Raw genomic sequence first — 21,563 nt, 5'->3', positions numbered from 1 at the left:
TAGTTATCGTTCTTTTTCACCTAAATGTACAAATCAACTTGGGCCCCATCAAATCTTAGCCTAGATTTCAAGGTAGCGGAATTCGCCTGTATCAGGATCCATCATGCCCCCATAGAAACCCATCCCTTTTGGAAATAGTGGATGGTGGCGTAGGAAGTTAACTGTATAAATTACATTGTCTTCAGAGATATGGAATCGATCCATCCAGTCGATAAGGCCCGGTTCGATCATGCGAATAGCATCTTCACTGATACCTTTCGCTTTCATAGATTCCATGAATGTAGTAGCAGAAAAATCGATCATACCGCAGTTTTCATGACCGATGATTAGCACATCTTCAATTTCCATACCATAGGTAGCAACGAGCAAGCTTTGCACTATGTTATCGATAGGTTGTGTTACACTATTTCCTGCAGTTTTGATGACAATTATCTCACCTCGATTAAAGCCTAGTGCTTCTTCTAGCATACCTACTAAGCGGGTATCCATACAAGTTACGATGCCTAACTTTTTTGTAGGATGGCTTGTTAGCCCCGCCTTTGGTAGCTCAGGGTGTTGTTTCACATATTCTTTATTGGTTTCAATTATTTTTGTAATATCAATCATAAGGGTCCTCACTTTATATACTCTATTTCCACCTGAAATAGATTCTATTCATTATATACACCTTATTCATCACAAAACAAGTTTAAATTTCAACTTATAAATTATTATTATGAATTTTACGATTATATAAAATCTTTAACTCAATAATATTAACTCCTATCTTATAATTTGTTTTTATTTATATTAATCATATAAAAACTTCAAAAATGCGATGAATATTCTGTATAATTCTGACATATATAGTAGATTTTAAAACCCTTCCTATGGTACTATTAACACTATAGAAAGCAAACGCCACATGATACCGCATATGACGTGAACTGTATGTACAGTAAGGAGGTTTTATAATGGGTATCAATCAAAAAACGTTGCCAGGCATTTTGCTCTGTGCCATTCTCGCTATTCCTTGTTGGCTACTAGGACAGCAATTTCATCTAGTAGGTAGTCCAATCTTTGCCATCATTTTAGGTATAATTATCGGTTCTATCTTCACCTCTTGGAAACGGGAAAAAACAGGTGCTGGCATTGGATTTACATCCAAAAAGATTTTACAGTGGGCCGTTATTTTGTTGGGCTTTGGTCTTAACATTACACAGATTCTACATGTAGGTTGGATTTCTTTACCTGTCATCATTTCTACCATCGCTACATCGTTAATCGTATCCTATGTTATTTATCGATTAACCCATATTGACTCTAACTCAGCTGTTCTCATCGGTGTTGGTTCATCCATTTGTGGTGGTTCCGCTATTGCTGCAGCGGCACCAGTTATTAAAGCAGAGGATCATGATATTGCACAAGCAATCTCTGTTGTATTCTTCTTCAATGTGGTAGCCGCCTTCGTATTCCCTCAATTAGGCGACGCCATTGGGCTCTCTAACATGGGCTTTGGATTGTTCGCTGGTACTGCAGTTAACGATACTTCTTCTGTAACAGCAACAGCTGCTGTATGGGATAGTATGAAAGGTACGGGCACTCAAGTTTTGGAATATGCTACTATCGTAAAGCTAACACGTACCCTAGCTATTATTCCTATATGTTTAGGCCTCGCTAGTTATCAAGTATACAAAGCCAAGAAAAATGCCTCTCAGACAGATGGTGCAAACGTTAGTATTGCTAAGATTTTCCCAAGATTTGTTTTATACTTTGTACTTTGCTCCCTTATTACAACAGCATTATCCTATGCTAATGTAGATATTCAATTCTTGAGTATCTTCAAAACAATTTCCAAATACTTTATTACAATGGCTATGGTAGCAATCGGCCTTAATACAAATATTGTAAAATTATTAAAATCCGGCGGCTCTGCTCTAACCTTAGGTGCTTGTTGCTGGATTGCTATTTCTGCCGTAAGCCTTATGGCACAACATATGATAGGTTTATGGTAGAAAATATACATATATTGTATATTATGTTATAATTATATATGAATAGAATAGTAAGGACCCCTCCAGTAATGGAGGGGTTTCGTGCTACTATTCACCTTATTAGTACTTTATCATACCATAGTCAGGAGGGTTAATATGTACTTCTTACAAGGACTTCTTGTCGGCCTCGCTACGTTTGCCCCTGTTGGCATGCAAAACCTCTTCATTATTAATACGGCCTTGGTGCAACCTGTCCGTCGCATTATATTGACGCTAATCATACTAGCGTTTTTTGACATGAGTTTAAGTGCTGCCGCCTTCTATGGTATTGGTGCCGTTCTTGAAATGTGGCCACTCACAAAGCTCATAGTTCTCCTCTTTGGGGGCCTCCTCATTGTTTATATGGGCTTTAATATATTTAAAACTGAACCAGACATGCGCAATGTGGACACACATATTCCAATTAGAAAAATTATTGTCTCAGCCATTGCGGTATCATGGGGCAATCCTCAAGCCATTCTAGATGCGACAATGATGCTCGGTGCTTTTCAAGCTAATATTCCAAAAGAAAGCATCTACCACTTCTTCGCTGGTTTCTTAGTTATGACACCAATTTGGTTTGGTTCTCTAGCTACTACAATGCATCTACTAGCTAAAAAAATTAAAATTACTCATATGGCATGGATTAACCGTTTCTGTGGTTCGGTTCTCGTCATTTACGGTATCAAACTATGTATTGATGGCTTCATGATGTTAAGAGACTTTTTGTAAGGTTATAGTCATAGATACAAAGAAAAGTCTAAATCACTAATACCATCATAACTATATAAGAAAAATACAAATAGATGATGTACAAAAAAGAAAAAAGTCGTTAGCAAGTTGCTAACGACTTTTTCATTTATAATCTCATTTATAATTCTTCAAGTACCTGCCGGAACATATCTCTAAGAGCTACAATATACGAATTATTTTGATTTCGTTGCGATATAAAGTAGTAGTGGCGTTCCATAGGTTTACTATGATTCGTCAACACCTTACGTTCGATACCTGGCATAGGATCTGTTAAGTATTTAAAACAATCTAATAGTAATAGCCCTTGCTGCCCTGCAACCAGGTATCGTGCTTCTTCTAACGTACGAGCATAAGCGAAGGCACCATTATAACCTATGGCCTTACGATAGTGTTCCTCTTCAGACAAGGTATATTTCCCGCGACACAATAAAATAAGTGGTAAATCATCGATATGCTTTAGTTCTACACAATCTTCATTAGTATATCCTTGTGGTACCTCTATAAATGTAGTGGCTTTATCAATTAAATGACTTTCAAAATCATCAGACAAAATTTGCCATTGATCATTAAATACTACATCTACACGACGATCGCTGAGCATGCCATATAGCTCTTCATGACTGCCGCTGTACATACGAATATCTAAATTTTTATAACGCTTTGCCATGCGAATCACAGTTTGCTGCATAGCAATCCCACTATAACGGTTCAAATAGCCAATGCGCAAACTCACCCGTGCATCTGTACCAATGCGCGTCGTTTCTACCTTAATATCATGGAACCGTTCTAATAACTTCTTACCAGATCGATATAAATATTGTCCTGCTGGTGTTAGATGAAAGCTTCGTTTCTCTCGAACCATTAATTCAACACCAAGGCTATTTTCAAGAGCCTTGATTTGCTGAGATATAGCAGATTGAGATACATATTGCTCTGTTGCAGCTTGTGTAAAACTGTTATTATCTACTACACATACAAAATACTCTAATTGTTTTAATAACATAACGATGCACTCTCATCTCTCTTACGGATTAGACAAATCAATACCTTTGAAACATTTCGCAACATATAGCCCCATATTGGAGTTTGCTATACGTTTTCTCTACATAGTATCTTACATAGAATCTATAGTATCTATCGATTCTCTACATAATACTAAATATATTTAACTATGTCTAAAACGGTGAAAGCAGATCAGCTATGATGATTAACTTTCACTAGGAATAACTAAACTACGATAAATAAACAGGGCCGCTACAAAGAATATAGCTGCTGTAGACCAAAAGACCGCCCCATACCCAAAGGCGCGAGCAATCATACCACTAAGGACAGGCCCCAATACATTTCCCATCATGGCTACACTCGACACCGCACCAAATACGATACCTCGGCGCTCAATAGGAACAGCCTTGGATATGAGCGTATTGGCAATCGGTGTAATAAAGCCCATGAAGAATCCTGCAATGGCACGGAATATGCCAAGGCCCCATATACTAGGCATTATATATTGAAGTATAAACAAAGACCCTACAGCCCATGTAGCAGTAAAAACAATACGAGGCATGGTTAAACGTTCTGTTATCTTGCCAATGGAGATTGAAGCTAAAGCACTAAACAAACCGGCGCCAAAAATAATTATACCAACAATGGTGGCTACAAACTCATCATTCATATGCATATAGTGCTTAATGTATAGTGGTAAAATAGGACCAATACCGGTAATACCAAAATTACATAAGAACAATAGCCCTACCAAGAGGCGAACACGAGGTATGACCAAAAAGGATTTAATTAGAGACAGCTGCGACTCTCTAGCATCTACCTTATGCTCAAACTGTAGATTAGGCATGAATAGATAAATTCCCAACATACAAAGCCCTGTTAAGGCTGAGAACATAACAAATGGCGCGCGATAACCTAACAAGTCCGCTGCCAAACCACCCATAAGCGGTCCAAAAACGAGGCCCATAACCATGGAGGCTTGATATAAGCCCATCGCCCAAGGCACCTTATCCTCAGGGGTTATGAGAATAATAATAGCCAAGCCTATCGGAACATATCCCCCCACCACGCCTTGCAAAATACGTAACATCAATAACTGCCATGGTGTTTGTGTAAAAGCACAGGCACCAACCGTAACCATCAGGGTAAACAAGATAAACATCATTACCTTACGCGGACCAAGCTGATTTGCCTTACGCGACCAATAGGGAGCACTAAGAGCCACCATACAAGGCGTTACACCTGATACAAGGCCTGCCCACATGGCCGCTTCTCCTGGATCATGAAGACCTAGCTCAGCTAAAAATAACGGAAGGAAGGATAATACACCGATAATTGTTATACCCCCACCAACCTGTATAGTACAGATTAGGTATATAATTCGTTTCCAAGAAGAATCCATAATATCCTTCTTTCCTATTTGAAATTACCTATAAAGGTAGTAATATACATATCGATATGAGCTAAAGTATACTATAATACAAAAAAATGTTTATAGAACAGATTTTTACTCTTACCTCAAAAGAATGCAATAGCATATATTTACATAAATCCATAGAATATATACTTATGATTCTATTGTATCGCAAACGACAAAAAAAGACCATCGCTTATACCCATTAGGGCCAGAGATGGTCTCTTTTATCATGTGGTTCCCCTACTTTTACTAAAGAAAGAGATGCCTACGATATATTATTTTTGTTTGAACATCCAATAAATATAGTAAATAACAAGCGCATAAGTTACTACGTCAAATACAGGCAAGAATGGTACCATTTTAGATAAACGGCCAAATCCATGAACATGGATATTTGCCGCAATAATGGCAATTAGATTCAAGCGATGAATCCAGATTGCTTTTTTACGGGATACAGATTTTGCCATATTGCCTACCCAAGGTGTTAAGTATAATACCGCAAAGATAAGAGCAATAAACATAGCCACAAGAGAAATATAGCCGCCCCAGAAACCTAAGAAGGATTTCAAAGCTTTCAAGAAGTATACATACCAGTGTGCACATACGAGAACAACACTAACAATACCTACGATGCGATGAACTTCAAACATTTCTTTTGGATTATATCGTTTGATAAACCATTTTGGTTTTGTTGCAATGTATGTTAATACAAGCCATGCCACATAAGGAATAAGTCCTAAGTGAACCTTCCAGTTGCCGAATGGTCTACCACCTGTTACATAACCATATTCCACCATACCCATAAATATTAGGGATAAAACTGCAATCCAAATTAAAATATGGTATTTACTCTTAAACTGTTTTTTTACAACTTCTGCCATAATAAACCTCTCTATGTCCTATACGATCTACAAGTATACATCTAGTTTGGCCTAATGTAGCATGCTAATAAAACACTCTCACCCTATAGCATTCTACTTAGAACTAATTACTGATTAAATTAGAATCCAATTATTACATTAGAATTTGAAGTTAAGATCCGCACGATAGTAATCATTTACGCGATTGCCTTCTTGTGTTTTAGCATTGAAACCGTAGTATGCATTAATGCCAATATTTTTCTCTGGTGCATAAGATGCGCCCAACTCCCACGCCTTATAACCTTCAAAACGCGTTGTTTTTTGTAAATCATTAGATTCGTATTTTTGTGTTTTGAAAATCGGTGCATTTTTAGCTTGATCGTAGTAATCTAAGCCTACTGCCCAAGAATTCTTTTTATCAATTTTGTAGTTGCCCCATTTAGCGCCTACATTCCAAATATCAGAATCACTCAAGCCTGATGCTTTAACCCACTCACCGTGAACATCAAGTTTACCTACATTATATTTCGCATTGAAGCCATATACATTATCAAAGTCATTATTTTTCTTGCCATTACCCATGCGTACATTCGCTGTACCTACATGAGCAAGCATACCACCAAAGCTAAAGTGATTATTTACAGCCACATTAGCATTCACAATGCTCACATCACCGTTATTTTCCTTGGAAACTTTTGCAAAACGGCCTGCTGTCATATAACCATAAGCACCATTCAAAGTAACTTTTTTACCAAGTTTAGCTGTAGCACCTACACCATCAAAGTTTGAACTATAAATCAAGCCACCACCAAATTTTTGGGTATAACGACCAGCATCAACTACAACATTTTTACCAAATTTGTGCTCTACATAAGCTAAATCCCAATTAGCTTGTGCTGTTTTAGAGCTATCACCTAACTCGATAGCACCTGTTGTAATACGAGCTTTCACAGATGTATTTTTATTAACCTTTGCATCTAGGCCTAAACGTACACGGGCTGTGATTTTATCTTCGTAATCATAACCATCGCCACCCTCTTTGCCGATGTAGTTGATACGAGCATCACCAGTAACTTTAACATTACCTACACGGTCTTCCAATTTAGCTACACGTACGCCCAATGTATTTAATTCATTGGAAAACTCATCTGCTAAGCGATTCAACATAGCTTGTTGTTCTGCATTGGCACGATCTTGATTAGCCATACCTTTTGCAATCATTTGAGCCATTTCATAACGGGTAATGTTATTTTGACCTTTGAAAGTTCCATCAGGATAACCATTAATAATACCTGCTGTAGCCAATTGATCTACAGCTTGATATGCCCAACTATCAGATGGAACATCAGAAAATGGGTTAACAGCAAAGGCTGTAGCCACACCCATCATGGCTGCTACTGCAAAAGCACTAGTCATTTTACGTTTAATCATAATAAACCTCACACACGAATAATAACAAGAAATAAAATGAATAGATAATGAATATATGACTCTGATTATCATTATCATATTTAACATACAGATAATATCAATTTTCATTAAGGTAGTAAATAGAAAATGTATATCAATCTCACAATCATTTATGCATCAAACTGATAATATAGAATATTGAATTCCTTAGAAACTAAAAATATAACAAAAAAATCCCCTCTGTATAACACAGAAGGGATTTTATCAATTCATATTATTTCTTTTTTAACATCAAGTAAATGCAGTAAAGCACAAGTCCGTATGTAATGATATCAAATACTTGTAAGAATGGTACCATTTTGGAAATGCGATTAAAACCATGAATATGTATATCTGCTGCAACTAATGCTACAAGATTTAAACGGTGTAGCCAAATGCCCATATTACGACCAGAAGCGGTAACTTTTCTAAGTTTTGGCGTTAAGAACGCAAGGCCAGAAATAGTGGCGATACTAAAGGAAGTAAGAGCTACATAACCACCCCACCAACCTAAGATTGATTTAGCAGCTTTACCAAAATAAAGGTATAAATGGAACGCAATAACAGCTACAGTAGCAATACCCAATGCACGGTGCACCTTATACATGTCACCTAAATTATAGCGGCTTGTAAACCATTTAGGGCGAGTCGCTAAATAAGTCATAACAATCCATACACACCATGGCACAAGGCCTGTGTAAACTTTGTAGTTACCAAAAGCACGGCCACCAACCATGTAACCCCACTCTAATAAACCGATCATAATTAAGGAGAATACAGCAATCCATATAAAGATATGGTAAATACTTTTTTGCTGTTTTGTTGTTACTTGATCCATCATATACCTCTCTAAATAACATCTAAAAATTAATCTATACGATATAGTTTATCATTTAAATCGAATTTTGTAGATTACTTATATTAGATAGATAGTATTTATTATAAGAATAATTCTAAAATAAAATATCTATTATGGTAATTCTAAGCTTATTACAACAAACAATATTCTTCTCTACTGAGAGTAAAATACAATCTAATACAGAATAAGTAAATAAAAAGCCCCTTGTAGTTGTGAGCATATGCTTTCACTATTACAAGGGGCTATAGATTGATTAATCCTATTATATCTAGGCGTACAAATCAATCATCATCCTAATTATTTTTGATCACGTTTACGATATACGATGAACGGACGTGTTAAGTAGTTGAGTGGAACACTCAAGCAGTGTACCAAACGGCTGAATGGGAAGATAATAGCCACTACCATCCAAGCCAACATGTGGAATTTAAACATGAATGGTACGCCTTCCATCAAGGATGGATCTGGCATAAAGGATAGCAAGCTACGGAACCAAGGGCCGATGGATACGCGGTAATCAAAGAAACCAGATGCATTAAGCAATGTACCAGCCATACCGCTGAAAATAGCTAATGTTAAGAACAAATATAACCATTTATCGAGGCCAGATGTGTTAACTTTCATAGCAGGCACAGTAAAGCGGCGTTTCATCAAGAGCAAGAAGCCTACGATGAAGATGATACCAGCTACAGCACCCATATATAATGCACCTTCATGGTACATATGGTCATTGATACCAATAGCAGCAGTCCAAGCTTTAGGTACTAATACACCTACTACGTGACCGCCGATAACGCATAGCAAGCCAAAGTGGAACAATGGATTAGCGATGCGCAATTGTTTTTTCTCTAAAAATTCACTCGATTTTGTAGTCCAGTTTCTTTCAAAGTAGAAGAAACGAACCAAAGTACCTACGATTAAGAAGGTGAATGCGATGTAAGGCAAAGCGCCCCAAAGGAATAGATTCATCGTGCACCGTCCTCCAATCCATTTGCAACAGACAAGATAATATCAAACAAGAATGCATAAGGCAGTTTAGCCTCAATGAAGCGTTCTCTAATGTATTCCAATTTTGGCTTACAATAGTCGTAAATTTCTTTTGATTTTTCATCATCGATAACGGCACATAGCTCAAGAAGTGCTGGAATATAATCAGGCATTTCTTTTGGCAAATCATAGTCGTTTTCGAGGAAGAAAGCTTTAAATTTTACGAGTTCTTCCGCTTGTTCCCCTGTACCTTGTAACTCATACGTCGATAAATACATAGTTGTATTTTGACTAAAATCAAAGGTACGAACATATTGGTCTTCAAATTCTTTTTTATCGGATTCCTCTACATAGTCGAAGAATTCTAATAAACCTTGGCGAAGTTGAGGATGCCCAACGGATTGGGCGTCCTCTCTCCATTCAGGTAATTCGTTATACCATTGTTCATCAGGATAGCGTAGAAGAAATGACGCAATAAGAGCGATTTTCTGAGCATCCTTCATTATTGACATCCCCCTGTAGGGCAAGCAAAGCCGCGATTTTGTTGCATTTCTAGGCGACCTTCGCGAGATACTTTAACATCAGATGGGATAACAAAGCGATCATTGTATTTGGACAATGCCAACAATTTATACATAGCGTACATTTGATCTTCTGTTAAATCAACTTTGTGTTCGATAGGACCATCACCTGTTTCACGACGGCGCATGTATTCACGCATGTCGAGAACACGTTGCAATGTACGAGCTAAGATTTCTGTGTTACCTGCTGTAAACAGATTAGCTAAGTACTGTACAGGCACGCGCATTTCGTGTGCATCTGGCAAGTATACATCAGATGTTACACGTTGCAAGATTGGGCTGAGTGGTGGCACATACCAAACCATTGGCAATGTACGGTACTCAGGATGCAATGGCAATGCCACGCCCCATTCTTTTACAAGTTTGTATACAGGAGATTTTTGAGCTGCTTTAATCCATGCTTCGGAGATACCTTCTGCACGAGCTGCTTTGATAACCTCAGGATCATGAGGATCCAAGATTAACTCTACTGTATTTTCGTAAATATCTTGTTCATTTTTTGTAGCTGCCATTTCTTCGACTTTGTCCATGTCGTAGAATACAACACCTACGTAGCGCATACGACCTACGCATGTTTCAGCACAGATTTGAGGCAAGCCATTTTCCAAACGTGGGTAACAGAATACGCATTTTTCAGCTTTATTTGTTTCCCAGTTGTAGAAGATTTTTTTGTATGGGCAAGATGGAACACAATGTCTCCAACCGCGACATACGTCTTGAGATACAAGAACTACACCATCTTCATCGCGTTTGTAGATTGCGCCAGATGGACATGCAGCTACACATGCAGGGTTCAAGCAGTGGTTACAAAGACGTGGCAAGTAACGCATGAATACTTCTTCGTAGTCAAATACGATATCTTCGCCCATCTTAGCCAAGTTCACATCGGAACGAGCATGTTGACCACCTGCTAAATCGTCATCCCAGTTAGGGCCCCAAGTAACTTCCATTTTTTGTTTAGTCACAAGAGAGCGAGGACGAGCAACTGGTTGGTTGTTTTTACGACCACCATGAATCAATGTTTCATAGTCATATGTCCAAGGTTCGAAGTAATCCTTCAATTCTGGTTGTTCAGGATGGAAGAATAATTTCATCAAACGGTTTGTTTTAGAACCTGTAGAAAGAGCCAATTTACCAGAATTATCTAATGTCCAGCCGCCTTTCCATTTTTCTTGGTCTTCCCAATGACGTGGGTAACCTACGCCTGGGCGAGTTTCCACGTTATTGAAGTACATATATTCCGCGCCTTCGCGGTTCGTCCATGTATTTTTACAAGTGATAGAGCATGTATGACAACCCAAACACTTATCCAAATTTAGGACCATAGATACTTGAGCCTTAATCTTCAAGCCAATCTACCTCCTTCATTTTACGAGCCACAATTGTCATATCACGTTGGTTACCAGTTGGGCCATAGTAGTTAAAGCCATAGCTCAATTGGCCATAACCGCCGATCATGTGTGTCGGTTTCATGTGAATATGAGTTGGTGCATTATGCGTACCACCGCGTTGTTTCTTAACCTTCGCGCCAGGAACGTTGATGTGACGGTCTTGGGAATGGTGCATATAGGAAATACCGCGAGGAATACGTGGGGAAACTACAGCACGAGCTGCAACGATACCGTTTTTGTTGAAAGCTTCTACCCAATCATTATCTTTAACGTCAATTTCTGCTGCATCATCTTCGTTGAGCCAAATTGTTTGACCACCACGGAACAATGTCAACATTTGTTGGCTATCGAAATACATACTATGTGTAGACCACTTATGATGTGGTGTTAAGTATTTCAATGTGATTTCAGGGATACCTTCTTGTTTGTAGTCACCTTGTACTGGTTTATAGGACAATACAGGTTTGTACAACGCCATAGCTTCACCGTAATCACGCATCATTTCATGGTCACAATAGAAGGATTGACGACCTGTTACGGTACGGAATGGTACTTTATCTTCTGTAGATGTTGTAAATGGAGAGTAACGACGGTTTTTATCGTTCTTACCAGTACTTGTTACAGAGCTAATGATGAAGCGTGGTTGGCGAACCATATCATCGAAAGTAATTTTTTCTTGTTCGCGACCTTTTGCGTTCTTTTCAAGACCAGAAAGACCTGTTTTTTCTTCCATAGCTTTCCAAGAGCGAACAGCCAATTTACCATTTGTACAAGAAGATAATGTTAATACAACATTACAAGCTTCCTTACATTCGTAAATGCTAGGACGGCCATGAGAAATGAATTCTGGATTATCGATGATACCATTTTGATCATATAATGTCTTGTATTCATCAGATACATCCCACGCCATGCCATGAGCACCCATTTTATTTTCGATATTAGGTCCCAACGCAATGTATTTTTCAAAGATTTTACTGTAATCACGTTTTACATGAACAAGGTTCGGCATTGTTTTACCAGGAATTGGTTCACATTCGCCTTTGCTCCAGTCAAGAACCTTACCTTCTGGTTGTGCCACTTCACCTGGGCTGTCATGACCAAGAGGTAATGCTACGATATCTTCATATTCTGTGAAGCCAGACTCTTTCGCTACGCGAGATACTGTTTCTGCAAGGGTACGGAATGTATCCCAGTCAGATTTAGTTTCCCATGCGCAATCAACAGCTGCTTGGAATACGTGTACATATGGATGCATGTCTGTAGAAGACAAGTCTTCTTTTTCATACCATGTAGCAGCTGGGAATACGATATCAGAGTATAAGCCTGTAGAAGCCATACGGAAGTCGATATCGATTAAGAGGTCAAGCTTACCAGCTTCATCTGCTTCGCGCCATTTGATTTCTTCTGGTTTTACTGGTGCATCATCATCTTCAAGAACACCATGTTTTGTACCAAGTAAATGTTTTAAGAAATATTCATGGCCTTTAGAGGAAGAACCGATAAGGTTTGCACGCCATACAAACAAGTTGCGTGGGTGGTTTTCTTTAGCCGCTGGATCTTCTACGCAGAATTGTAATTCTTTGTTTTTCAATGCTTGCGCCACATATTGATTGATTTCTGCTTCTGTACCAGCACCTGCTGCACGAGCATCGTTAATCAATTCTTGGCTACCTTTATTGAAAGTAGGGTAAGATGGCAACCAACCTAAACGTGCAGCCAATACGTTGTAATCACCAGGGTGACGGTAACGAGGTTTAGCTAATTTAGACACGCGGTCTGCCAAATCGATGCAATCAGAACGATATTGTTCTGTAGCAAAGTAGAACCAAGATGTACCATTTTGCAAACGAGGAGCTTTACTCCAGTCGTTAGCTGTCATGATACCGCCCCAGCCTTCAACAGGACGAAGTTTTTCTTGACCTACGTAGTGAGCCCAGCCACCACCGTTAACACCTTCTGTACCACAGAACATGATGAGGTTCAAGATTGTGCGGTAAATGATATCTGCATGGTACCAGTGGTTAATACCACCACCCATGATAATCATGGAGCGACCTTTAGTTTTTTCTGCATTATCTGCAAATTCACGAGCTGTAGCAATAGCGATATCTGCTTTTACGCCAGTGATTTTTTCTTGCCATGTAGGTGTGTAAGGAGTGTCATCAGTGTAAGCTTTAGCCACTTCACCGCCGATACCACGATCGATACCATAGTTAGCAAGAATGAGGTCATATACAGTAGTTACTTTTACAGGACCATCAACAGTTTGTACTGTAATCGTTGGAATAGCACGTTCAATAACGCCTTCGTGTTCTTCATCGCCAAAGTATGGCAACTTAACAACAGTTACATCTTCACGTTGATCAAATACGGATAAACGAGGGTCAATTTTAGCCCCTGTATCGCGGTTTTCAAGACGCAAATTCCATTTTTGAGGGTTCGTGTGACGTTCACCCATCGTACCATTAGGAACAACGATTTCATTTGTAAGTTCATCGATCAATACCATTTGGAAGTCAGCGCCTTCTTCTTGGCGACCTAAGTCCTTAGCATTCAAGAAACGGCCTGGTTGTACAGTGCCATTGATATCTTCAACGCGTACAAGGAATGGCATATCAGTAAACTCTTTTGCATACTCTTTGAAGTATGGAGTTTCTTTATCGATGTAATATTCTTTTAAGATAACGTGACCCATTGCCATAGCAAGCGCCGCATCAGTGCCGGCTTTTACATTGAGCCATGCGTCGGAAGAAGTTGTAGATTCCGCATAGTCAGGGGATACGGATACAACTTTTGTACCTTTGTAACGAACCTCTGTTAAGAAGTGAGCATCTGGGGTACGAGTCAATGGTACATTGGAACCCCAAGTCATGATGTAACCAGCATTGTACCAGTCACCAGATTCAGGAGTATCTGTTTGTTCACCCCAAACTTGAGGGCTGGAAGGTGGTAAATCGGCATACCAGTCATAGAAGGACAATGGTGTACCACCCATTAAGTTAAGGAAACGTGCACCTGCTGCATAAGACAACATGGACATCGCTGGGATTACAGAGAAGCCTGCGTTGCGGTCAGGGCCGTATGTTTTCGCAGTATATAATAAGGATGCAGCAGTAATTTCTGTTGCTTCATCCCATGTGGAGCGCACAAAGCCACCCATACCACGGGCAGATTTGTATTTTTTCGCTTTTTCAGGATCTTCTACGATAGATTTCCAAGCTTCGATTGGGTTCTTAGCATGCTTTTTCGCTTCTCTCCAAAGCTCAGCCAACTCACCGCGTACATAAGGATATTTTACGCGCAATGGGCTATAGAGATACCAAGAGAATGTCGCACCACGAGGGCACCCACGTGGTTCGTAATCCGGCATATCATCTGGTGTTTCAGGGTAGTCAGTAGCCTGATTTTCCCATGCAACAACACCATTTTTAACGTAAATATTCCAGCTACAAGAACCAGTACAGTTTACGCCATGCGTTGTGCGGACAACTTTATCGTAAGACCAACGGTCACGATAAAAATTTTCCCACTCGCGACCGCCATCTTCAGTTATTTGATGGCCGCTTGGAGATACGTTCTTCTTGCGAAGAAACTTAAACTTTTGAGACAACAAGCTCATCTCGTGTCCTCCTTCAAAACTACAAAAAAATCCCTTATGCTAGCTGAGCTAACACAAGGGAGAGAATCCTGTTATTCGATATTACTAATATTAGGGTCTATATTGTCAACCTCTAAATCAAGCAATCCGATTAAAGCGTCAAAATCACAGATTACTAGATGGTGTTTATCATAGGCTACATAGCCCAACTTACGCAACTCACTTAGCATGCGATTTAAACTTTCTCTTGATGTGGCAGCAAATTCAGCCAACTCTTGATTTGTTAGGGCGATATCGATAAAGATACCATCCTCGCGCTTTACACCATAACTATTGGCTAAGCGCAACAAGGTAGAATAAAATGCTCCCTTCTTGCCATATAATAGCAAGTCTCGGTATTTTGCCTGTTGACGTCGCATATGTAATGTATAGATTTTCATCATTGCAATGGCCAATGAATGGTCTTTTGCAATAGCAGCCTCTAACAAATCATAGCGAATAGAATAAACAGAGCAATCCTCCCGAGCAATGGCGTTGAACACATATGTTTTTGTGTTCTCCTCATACAACGGAACCTCACCAATTACATTATTCGGCCCTACTAGACGCAATGCAAAAATGTGCCCACTAGCTTCGAACTTCTTAATGCTCATTCTACCTTTTACTACTACGTAAAAGTGTTCTGCCTTGTCCCCCTCATGGAAGAGAAAATCACCTTTTTTAAGATGGAGTTCCTCGCCCGGCAAAGCAAGCAATTGGTTAATTAAATTTTTATCCATACCATCACCACTCCATTGTACTTTTAATATAAAATCCATTAGTTATACTAATCTATTTATAGCAAAAGTACATGTATTATATACTTTTTTGTATATACAAGATTATTATAACTTATTAATTTCAGAATATGTGTGTTTTATGTCACATTCACAAAAATTTTTACAATATATAATATATTTGTGATATAAGACATTGCAAATTTTGTTGATACAATAATTATAACTCAGTTCTTTCACTTAATCGAATATTTTCTATAGTTTTTATTATAGATTACAATATTTATATACAAAGAACCCTAGTTGTATCTCCCTTGTCTTCATTGCATGTATAGTTTTTCAGTAAGGAGAAGTTCAAAATGAGCGAACTAAAAATGCCTCAAGTAGGGGCAAGCCGTAGCGAAATTGTAGCTAATTGGCAACCAGAAAATCCAGAATTTTGGGAAAAGTTTGGTAAGAAAATTGCTAAACAAAACTTGGTTATCTCTACAATCGCACTAACACTTTCATTCTGCGTATGGTACTTGTGGGCAACCATTGCAGCACAACTTAACGGCGCAGGCTTTAATTTCACAACAGATCAATTATTTACATTAGCTGCCTTGCCAGGTCTTGTAGGTGCTACATTACGTTTTGTATATACCTATATGCCAGCATTGATTGGTGGTAAAAACTGGACATTTATTTCCACACTTATTTTATTAGTTCCTGTTGTATGGCTTGGCTTTGCCGTTCAAGATACAACAACTTCTTATACGACATTCATGATTTTGACTGTCCTTATCGGTTTAGCGGGCGGCAACTTCTCGTCCTCCATGGCGTACATTGGCAACTTCTTCCCTAAATCCGAAAAAGGTACTGCTCTTGGTATCAACGGCGGCGTTGGTAACCTTGGTGTTTCTGTAATCTACTTCTTGGCTCCATTTGCTATGGGTTCTACTGCACTAGGTAGTGTATTTGGTGTAACACCAGCTATCATCAAAGGTAACGCAGTATACCTTGCCAATGCAGCTTTCATGTGGATCGTACCACTCGTTGTTATCCTTGCACTTATGACACGTTTCATGGATAACTTACCACTAGAAAAACCAAATCCTAAAAATCTTGTACAAATCTTTGGGAACAAACACACTTGGGCGTTTACATTACTTTATACATGTTCCTTCGGTGCTTTCTCTGGTTATGCAGCAGCACTTGGTCTATTAGTAGGTAAAGAATTCCCAGAAGTACCATTTGCTTCTATCGCATTCGTAGGTCCACTTGTAGCAGGTGCACTTCGCCCTGTAGGTGGTTGGTTAGCAGACAAAATTAACAGCGGTACAAAAGTTACCTTTGTAAGCCTTCTCGGTCTATGTGCAACAACAGCGCTAATTGCGGTTGGCGTAGATATGCACAACTTCCCATTCTTCTTTGCTATGTCCGTGTTGACATTCGTATGCTGTGGCTTCGCAACTGGTGCTACATTCCGTATGATTCCTCACGTATTTGGCAATCCATTGCTTTCCTCTTTAATTACAGGTTTCGTTGCTGCCGTAGCTGCATACGGTGCCTTCATTACTCCTAAAATCTTCGGCTTTGTATATTCCATGTTCGGCAATATTCACCCAGCCTTTGCTGTATTACTTGCGTTCAACCTTGTAACTGTATCTGTGTGCTACTGGTTCTATGTGCGTAAAGGTGCAAATATGAACGTATAATTTTCTGGAAACAGAAAATTTACGTTCACTCGACGGTACTACAAAATATAATTCACTTTCATAAACTAAGTGATAAAAGAAACCCCGCATCTTTCCTCCATACTTATCAGGTCTGCGGCCTAGGGCCTTGACCTCGTAAGTCGGATTGATGCGGGGTTCTCTTTTATAAAAATATAGCCATGAATAAGATAATCGAATATAGTGAATTATATTTTACACAGTACAGTACGTATACAAAATTTTCTGTTCAAAATTATAGCCTTCATTTTGAGGGAAAAAAATGGACTGCTAAGCAGTCCATTCATTCTAATTTGACGATATATATCTTTATCTCTATAATATAAATAGATAGTCAGACGAGTAGGAACGTCAGGCGCATCTCAAAAACTAATTATCTAGGAAATGGCCTTTCTGTTTATCTAATTACACTTGGTAACGGAGGGCTATTTGCTTTTTGTGAGGCAAATAAGCGCTATAAGTGCTCCAAAGGAAACGACTAATGTCAATATTCCAATGATAACTGTAATAAGTTCAAAGTCACTCATAAGCTCACCCCCTTCTATAACGAAGAGAGACCCAACCTCGCCGACTACCTTAAGAACATTATAAATCGAACGAATATACGATACAATAAGCAGTTATTTATCGATATATATGAATTAAATAATAACAAAAAGGGACTGCCAAGCAGTCCCTTTTTATTATCCAAAAATTTCTTCTAGTAGTGCATCGTCGATGATGGTACCAACGTAGAAGTCGCTGAAGATGCCGTATTTTGCACTGGCTACTTCGAAGCGCATATCGTATACGATTTTTTTGAATTGAATGTCGTCATTACTAAAGATGGTAATGCCCCATTCCCAGTCGTCTAGGCCACAGCCACCAGTAGTGAATTCAGATAATACATCCAAGTATGTTTTACCAAGTTCACCGTGAGCTTTCATCAAAGCACCGCGCTCTTGCGGTGGTAACATGAACCAATTGTCATCACCTTCGCGTTTTTTACTCATATTATAAAAACAGATATATTTATCGCGAGGTACATGAGGATATAATTTTTGGTTAACTTCCTCTGTATCTAACTTGGCCTTAACATAGGTGCTTACTTCTGTTACAGAAGTATAAGAATAAGTTTGCACCAACACGCTTGCAATAGCTAAACGACGGAATTTACGTTCTACTTGAGCCAAGTATTCAAGGGATGGACCGAGAATCCATAAGATTAAATCCCCTTTTGCTCCATTACAATCATAGAATGCATAGCTACCTTCTTTAGCTTGATGTTTAGCTTCAAGGTCGACTAAGAATGCTTTTAATTCATTGCGCGCTGCTGCTTTTTCATCCTCTGTGAAGCAGTTCCATGCGCTGAAATCCATGGCAAATACCATGTGTTGGCTATGCCAACCTTCTACTGTAGGGATTGCTTTTCCCATTATGATCACTCCTATCTATGGTGATTATATCAAAATAATAATGTATATCTATAATTACGGAAATCAAAAGACTCCACTTACTATTATAGCATATAGAGTCTTTTCAATTTAGTTTCTATTGAGATTTTTTATTAGTATATTCTTTAGTTAAGACTAAATTACTGCCTTTAGGCTGAGATAATCCTATGTCGCTTAATACTATACTAACTCTTTTAAGCAAGTCACTATCTTACTTGTCATTCACAAGTTTTTCTACGAGTTCTTTTGCTTGTTTTACACCATCAGGAATACCAATGCCATCAAATGGCGTACCGATGAGGTGTAAATTTGGATAATGTTCCGCCACATGTTCACGGACTGCTTTAATCCCTGCACGATGGCCTACATTATATTGCGGCATGCAGTGAATGAGACGATTGATACGTACCCATTCAGGTTTGACAGAAAAACCCATGATATGTTGAATTTCTTTGACTGCCAATTCTGAAAGTTCCTCTTCGCTGAGTCGTTCTACCACATCATTACCAGGCTTACCGATGAAGACGCGCAACACTACCTTATCATCAGGCGTAGTTTGTGGCCATTTTTGATTAAGAATGGTACACGCTGTGAGAGGTGTATTCGTGTTACGAGTAATGAGAAGACCTGATCCCTTTAAATCACCATCAAAGGTGCTTTTATCAAAAGACATGATAGCAATGGCGCAACTAGATTGCTCCATGGAACGCAAGAAATCAAAACCCGCATCATCCTTGAACCATTGAGTATATGTTGCCGGCGGTGTAGTGATAATCACATGGTCTGCCGTAGATTGACAGCCACAAGAATCGTTACACGACTTCACTACATCGATTGCATATACACCATCAATATATCGAATATCAGAAACTAGCGCACCTGTATGCAAGTGTACATTACTAGGCATAGCCTTGACAATAGCAGTAATCACGCTTTCAAGTCCACCTGTCAATTGACGGAACATGCCAGATTGAGCAGCAGTACCCTTTCGACTTTCCATATCCGCTTGTGTCTTAGCAGACTGATGATTAGAACTAGTCTTTGTCATTTGACTAGAATTGTTTACACTATTACCAGCAGAAGTATCTTGACTAGTCTTAGCTTCGTGACTTTCAAATTGACGGTCCGTCATAGTGCCTTTACCAGCTCGAGGCACATCACCTTCAGTAACAGCCCCTTTGGCGGCCTTAGAGACACCTGCTTTGGAGTGACTCATCTTAGCAGCCATCATACCTTTTACCATGTTCCCATACTTTTGTTCTACTTGAATAAAATGAGGGAATGTCGACAATAGGCTAATTTTATAAATATCGCCACCATAGATACCCGCTAATAGGGGCTCGATGAGTTTATCCATCATTTCTTGTCCTAAGTGGTATTTGAAAAAATGACCAATGGATACATCCCCATTTTTATCGAGTTGGTATGGTTTCTTAAAATAATCTAGGCCAGCACGCAATTTACCAGGCCAGGAAATGAGCGTTGCTTTCACAAAGGGCATCATTTCCGTAGGAATGCCCATGATGGAGCCGCCCGGAATTGGGTGGATAGAGCCCTTATCATACACAAAGGCTTGACCTGTTTCATTAGACACAAGGGTATCCCCTAGCCCAAGATCATGCACGAGATCTGTCATTTCTGTTTTACGACCCAAATAGGAGTCAGGACCGAGTTCCACTACGAAGTCATCAACTCGTTGCGTTTGTATTTTCCCACCAAATCGTGGTGCTTGTTCATAAAGAGTAATGGTCCATTCTGGCTTTGCATGACCTAGATAATAAGCCGCTGTTAGCCCTGTTAAGCCACCGCCCACAATTGTTACGTTCACGAATGAATCCTTTCTATTATTGCACTCGCCATTGCTTGTAAAAATGTTTCATTACAATTTGGCATGGGTGCACGCATATATGTTGCGCTCTCTGCTTCAACGAGTTCTTTACACTCCACATCATTATCATACAATACTTCAACGTGATTGCTTACAAATCCAAATGGTACAAAAACAATGCGATTAGCACCAGTTTGTAAGGCTTCGTTGATAGCATCCTCTACAGTAGGGCCCAACCATTGCCCATGAGGAGCTGCACTTTGCCACGCTACAGTCCATTTCGGTAATTTACAATGTTCAGCAATCTCTTTAGCACTTTCCTCCAACGCTAATGCATACGAATCGCCACCATGATTATTGATAAGAGGGATACTGTGAGCACTAAAAATAACAAATAAATCTTTATTAATATTCACACACTTTGAAACTGCTTTTACCCAGTATTCCTTGAAAGTTGGTTGATCCCACCAGGAACGGATAAAGTCGAATGTCATATTATCATGGTTGGAAATAGCTACTTGCACTTGTTTTTCATAAGCTCCAGTACCGAGAGCGGTGAAGAATGGAGCCGTTACAATAGCGATAATATGCTCCACTCCTTGCTGGACTAAGGAGTCAACTGCATCTGCAATGGACGGTTTCATGTGTAAAAAACCAATAGCGGAAGGCATAGTCGGCAACAGAGTAAGCAAGGTTCTATATTGGCACTCTGCCATAGTTTGAAGTTCAACATTTTCCCATTGACCGATTGTATCATAACGCTTAGTAAGATTAGCAATCTCTTCTTTCGTTGGTACACGGCCACGACGAATACTCGTCATATAGGGTACTAAATCATCCTTACTTAAAGGGCTACCATAAGACAGGAATAATAATCCTTTTTTTTCTACTTTCACTAA

At 39.1% G+C, this 21,563-nt stretch carries 17 protein-coding genes; 3 read left to right on the top strand and 14 right to left on the bottom strand.

What is annotated here, in order from left to right:
* Positions 1–60: 60 nt before the first annotated feature.
* Positions 61–606, bottom strand: a complete 546-nt coding sequence (locus FNLLGLLA_RS01160) for a beta-class carbonic anhydrase (RefSeq protein WP_012863820.1) — start codon at positions 604–606, stop codon at positions 61–63.
* 347 nt (positions 607–953) lie between these two features.
* Here FNLLGLLA_RS01160 and FNLLGLLA_RS01155 point away from each other — a divergent pair, with 347 nt between their 5' ends.
* Positions 954–1,994, top strand: coding sequence for a YeiH family protein (locus FNLLGLLA_RS01155; protein ID WP_077708027.1), 1,041 nt, complete (start codon positions 954–956; stop codon positions 1,992–1,994).
* A 135-nt stretch (positions 1,995–2,129) separates the two neighbouring features.
* Positions 2,130–2,744 (top strand): LysE/ArgO family amino acid transporter, encoded by a 615-nt coding sequence (locus FNLLGLLA_RS01150; RefSeq protein WP_004694005.1) that lies wholly within the window; start codon positions 2,130–2,132, stop codon positions 2,742–2,744.
* Between the two features lie 139 nt (positions 2,745–2,883).
* Here the strand turns inward: FNLLGLLA_RS01150 and FNLLGLLA_RS01145 are convergent, their stop codons facing one another.
* From FNLLGLLA_RS01145 to FNLLGLLA_RS01100, 10 genes are all read right to left on the bottom strand, one after another.
* Entirely contained in the window at positions 2,884–3,768 is an 885-nt protein-coding gene (locus tag FNLLGLLA_RS01145; protein WP_008603042.1) for a LysR family transcriptional regulator, read from the bottom strand.
* A 204-nt stretch (positions 3,769–3,972) separates the two neighbouring features.
* Positions 3,973–5,169 (bottom strand): MFS transporter, encoded by a 1,197-nt coding sequence (locus FNLLGLLA_RS01140; RefSeq protein WP_156697106.1) that lies wholly within the window; start codon positions 5,167–5,169, stop codon positions 3,973–3,975.
* Between the two features lie 290 nt (positions 5,170–5,459).
* Entirely contained in the window at positions 5,460–6,065 is a 606-nt protein-coding gene (locus tag FNLLGLLA_RS01135; protein ID WP_012863818.1) for a hypothetical protein, read from the bottom strand.
* Between the two features lie 138 nt (positions 6,066–6,203).
* Positions 6,204–7,475 (bottom strand): putative porin, encoded by a 1,272-nt coding sequence (locus tag FNLLGLLA_RS01130; RefSeq protein ID WP_077708026.1) that lies wholly within the window; start codon positions 7,473–7,475, stop codon positions 6,204–6,206.
* A 253-nt stretch (positions 7,476–7,728) separates the two neighbouring features.
* A complete protein-coding gene (locus FNLLGLLA_RS01125; protein WP_077708025.1) occupies positions 7,729–8,331 on the bottom strand; it encodes a hypothetical protein in 603 nt (200 codons plus the stop codon).
* A 318-nt stretch (positions 8,332–8,649) separates the two neighbouring features.
* Positions 8,650–9,321 carry a respiratory nitrate reductase subunit gamma gene (narI, locus tag FNLLGLLA_RS01120; protein ID WP_101928706.1) on the bottom strand — a complete coding sequence of 224 codons (672 nt, stop codon included), beginning with the start codon at positions 9,319–9,321 and terminating at the stop codon, positions 8,650–8,652.
* The gene (narJ, locus tag FNLLGLLA_RS01115; RefSeq protein ID WP_156697105.1) at positions 9,318–9,842 is read right to left on the bottom strand and encodes a nitrate reductase molybdenum cofactor assembly chaperone; all 525 of its coding nucleotides are present in this window, start codon (positions 9,840–9,842) and stop codon (positions 9,318–9,320) included. The genes narI and narJ overlap by 4 nt, the downstream gene beginning before the upstream one ends.
* Positions 9,842–11,269, bottom strand: coding sequence for a nitrate reductase subunit beta (narH, locus tag FNLLGLLA_RS01110; protein ID WP_077708023.1), 1,428 nt, complete (start codon positions 11,267–11,269; stop codon positions 9,842–9,844). The genes narJ and narH overlap by 1 nt, the downstream gene beginning before the upstream one ends.
* The gene (locus FNLLGLLA_RS01105) at positions 11,259–14,933 is read right to left on the bottom strand and encodes a nitrate reductase subunit alpha (protein WP_156697104.1); all 3,675 of its coding nucleotides are present in this window, start codon (positions 14,931–14,933) and stop codon (positions 11,259–11,261) included. The genes narH and FNLLGLLA_RS01105 overlap by 11 nt, the downstream gene beginning before the upstream one ends.
* 71 nt (positions 14,934–15,004) lie before the next feature.
* Positions 15,005–15,691 carry a Crp/Fnr family transcriptional regulator gene (locus tag FNLLGLLA_RS01100; RefSeq protein WP_077708021.1) on the bottom strand — a complete coding sequence of 229 codons (687 nt, stop codon included), beginning with the start codon at positions 15,689–15,691 and terminating at the stop codon, positions 15,005–15,007.
* Between the two features lie 356 nt (positions 15,692–16,047).
* On the opposite strand from FNLLGLLA_RS01100, the gene FNLLGLLA_RS01095 reads away from it, so the two are divergent.
* Positions 16,048–17,385: an MFS transporter gene (locus FNLLGLLA_RS01095; RefSeq protein ID WP_077708020.1), complete on the top strand. Its 1,338-nt coding sequence runs from the start codon at positions 16,048–16,050 to the stop codon at positions 17,383–17,385.
* Positions 17,386–18,086: 701 nt separating this feature from the next.
* Here the strand turns inward: FNLLGLLA_RS01095 and hemQ are convergent.
* The 3 genes from hemQ to hemH form a co-directional block, all read right to left on the bottom strand.
* Complete coding sequence (gene hemQ / locus FNLLGLLA_RS01090; protein WP_120055688.1) at positions 18,087–18,818, bottom strand: hydrogen peroxide-dependent heme synthase; 732 nt, start codon at positions 18,816–18,818, stop codon at positions 18,087–18,089.
* A 229-nt stretch (positions 18,819–19,047) separates the two neighbouring features.
* On the bottom strand, positions 19,048–20,664 hold the full coding sequence (hemG, locus tag FNLLGLLA_RS01085) for a protoporphyrinogen oxidase (RefSeq protein ID WP_156697103.1): 1,617 nt from the start codon (positions 20,662–20,664) through the stop codon (positions 19,048–19,050).
* Entirely contained in the window at positions 20,661–21,560 is a 900-nt protein-coding gene (gene hemH, locus FNLLGLLA_RS01080) for a ferrochelatase (protein WP_156697102.1), read from the bottom strand. Before hemH ends, hemG begins: the two co-directional genes overlap by 4 nt.
* Positions 21,561–21,563: the final 3 nt, after the last annotated feature.

Origin of the sequence: Veillonella parvula, assembly GCF_902810435.1 — a bacterium.
Taxonomy (GTDB): domain Bacteria; phylum Bacillota; class Negativicutes; order Veillonellales; family Veillonellaceae; genus Veillonella.
This window is presented reverse-complemented; position numbering and strand designations above follow the sequence as displayed.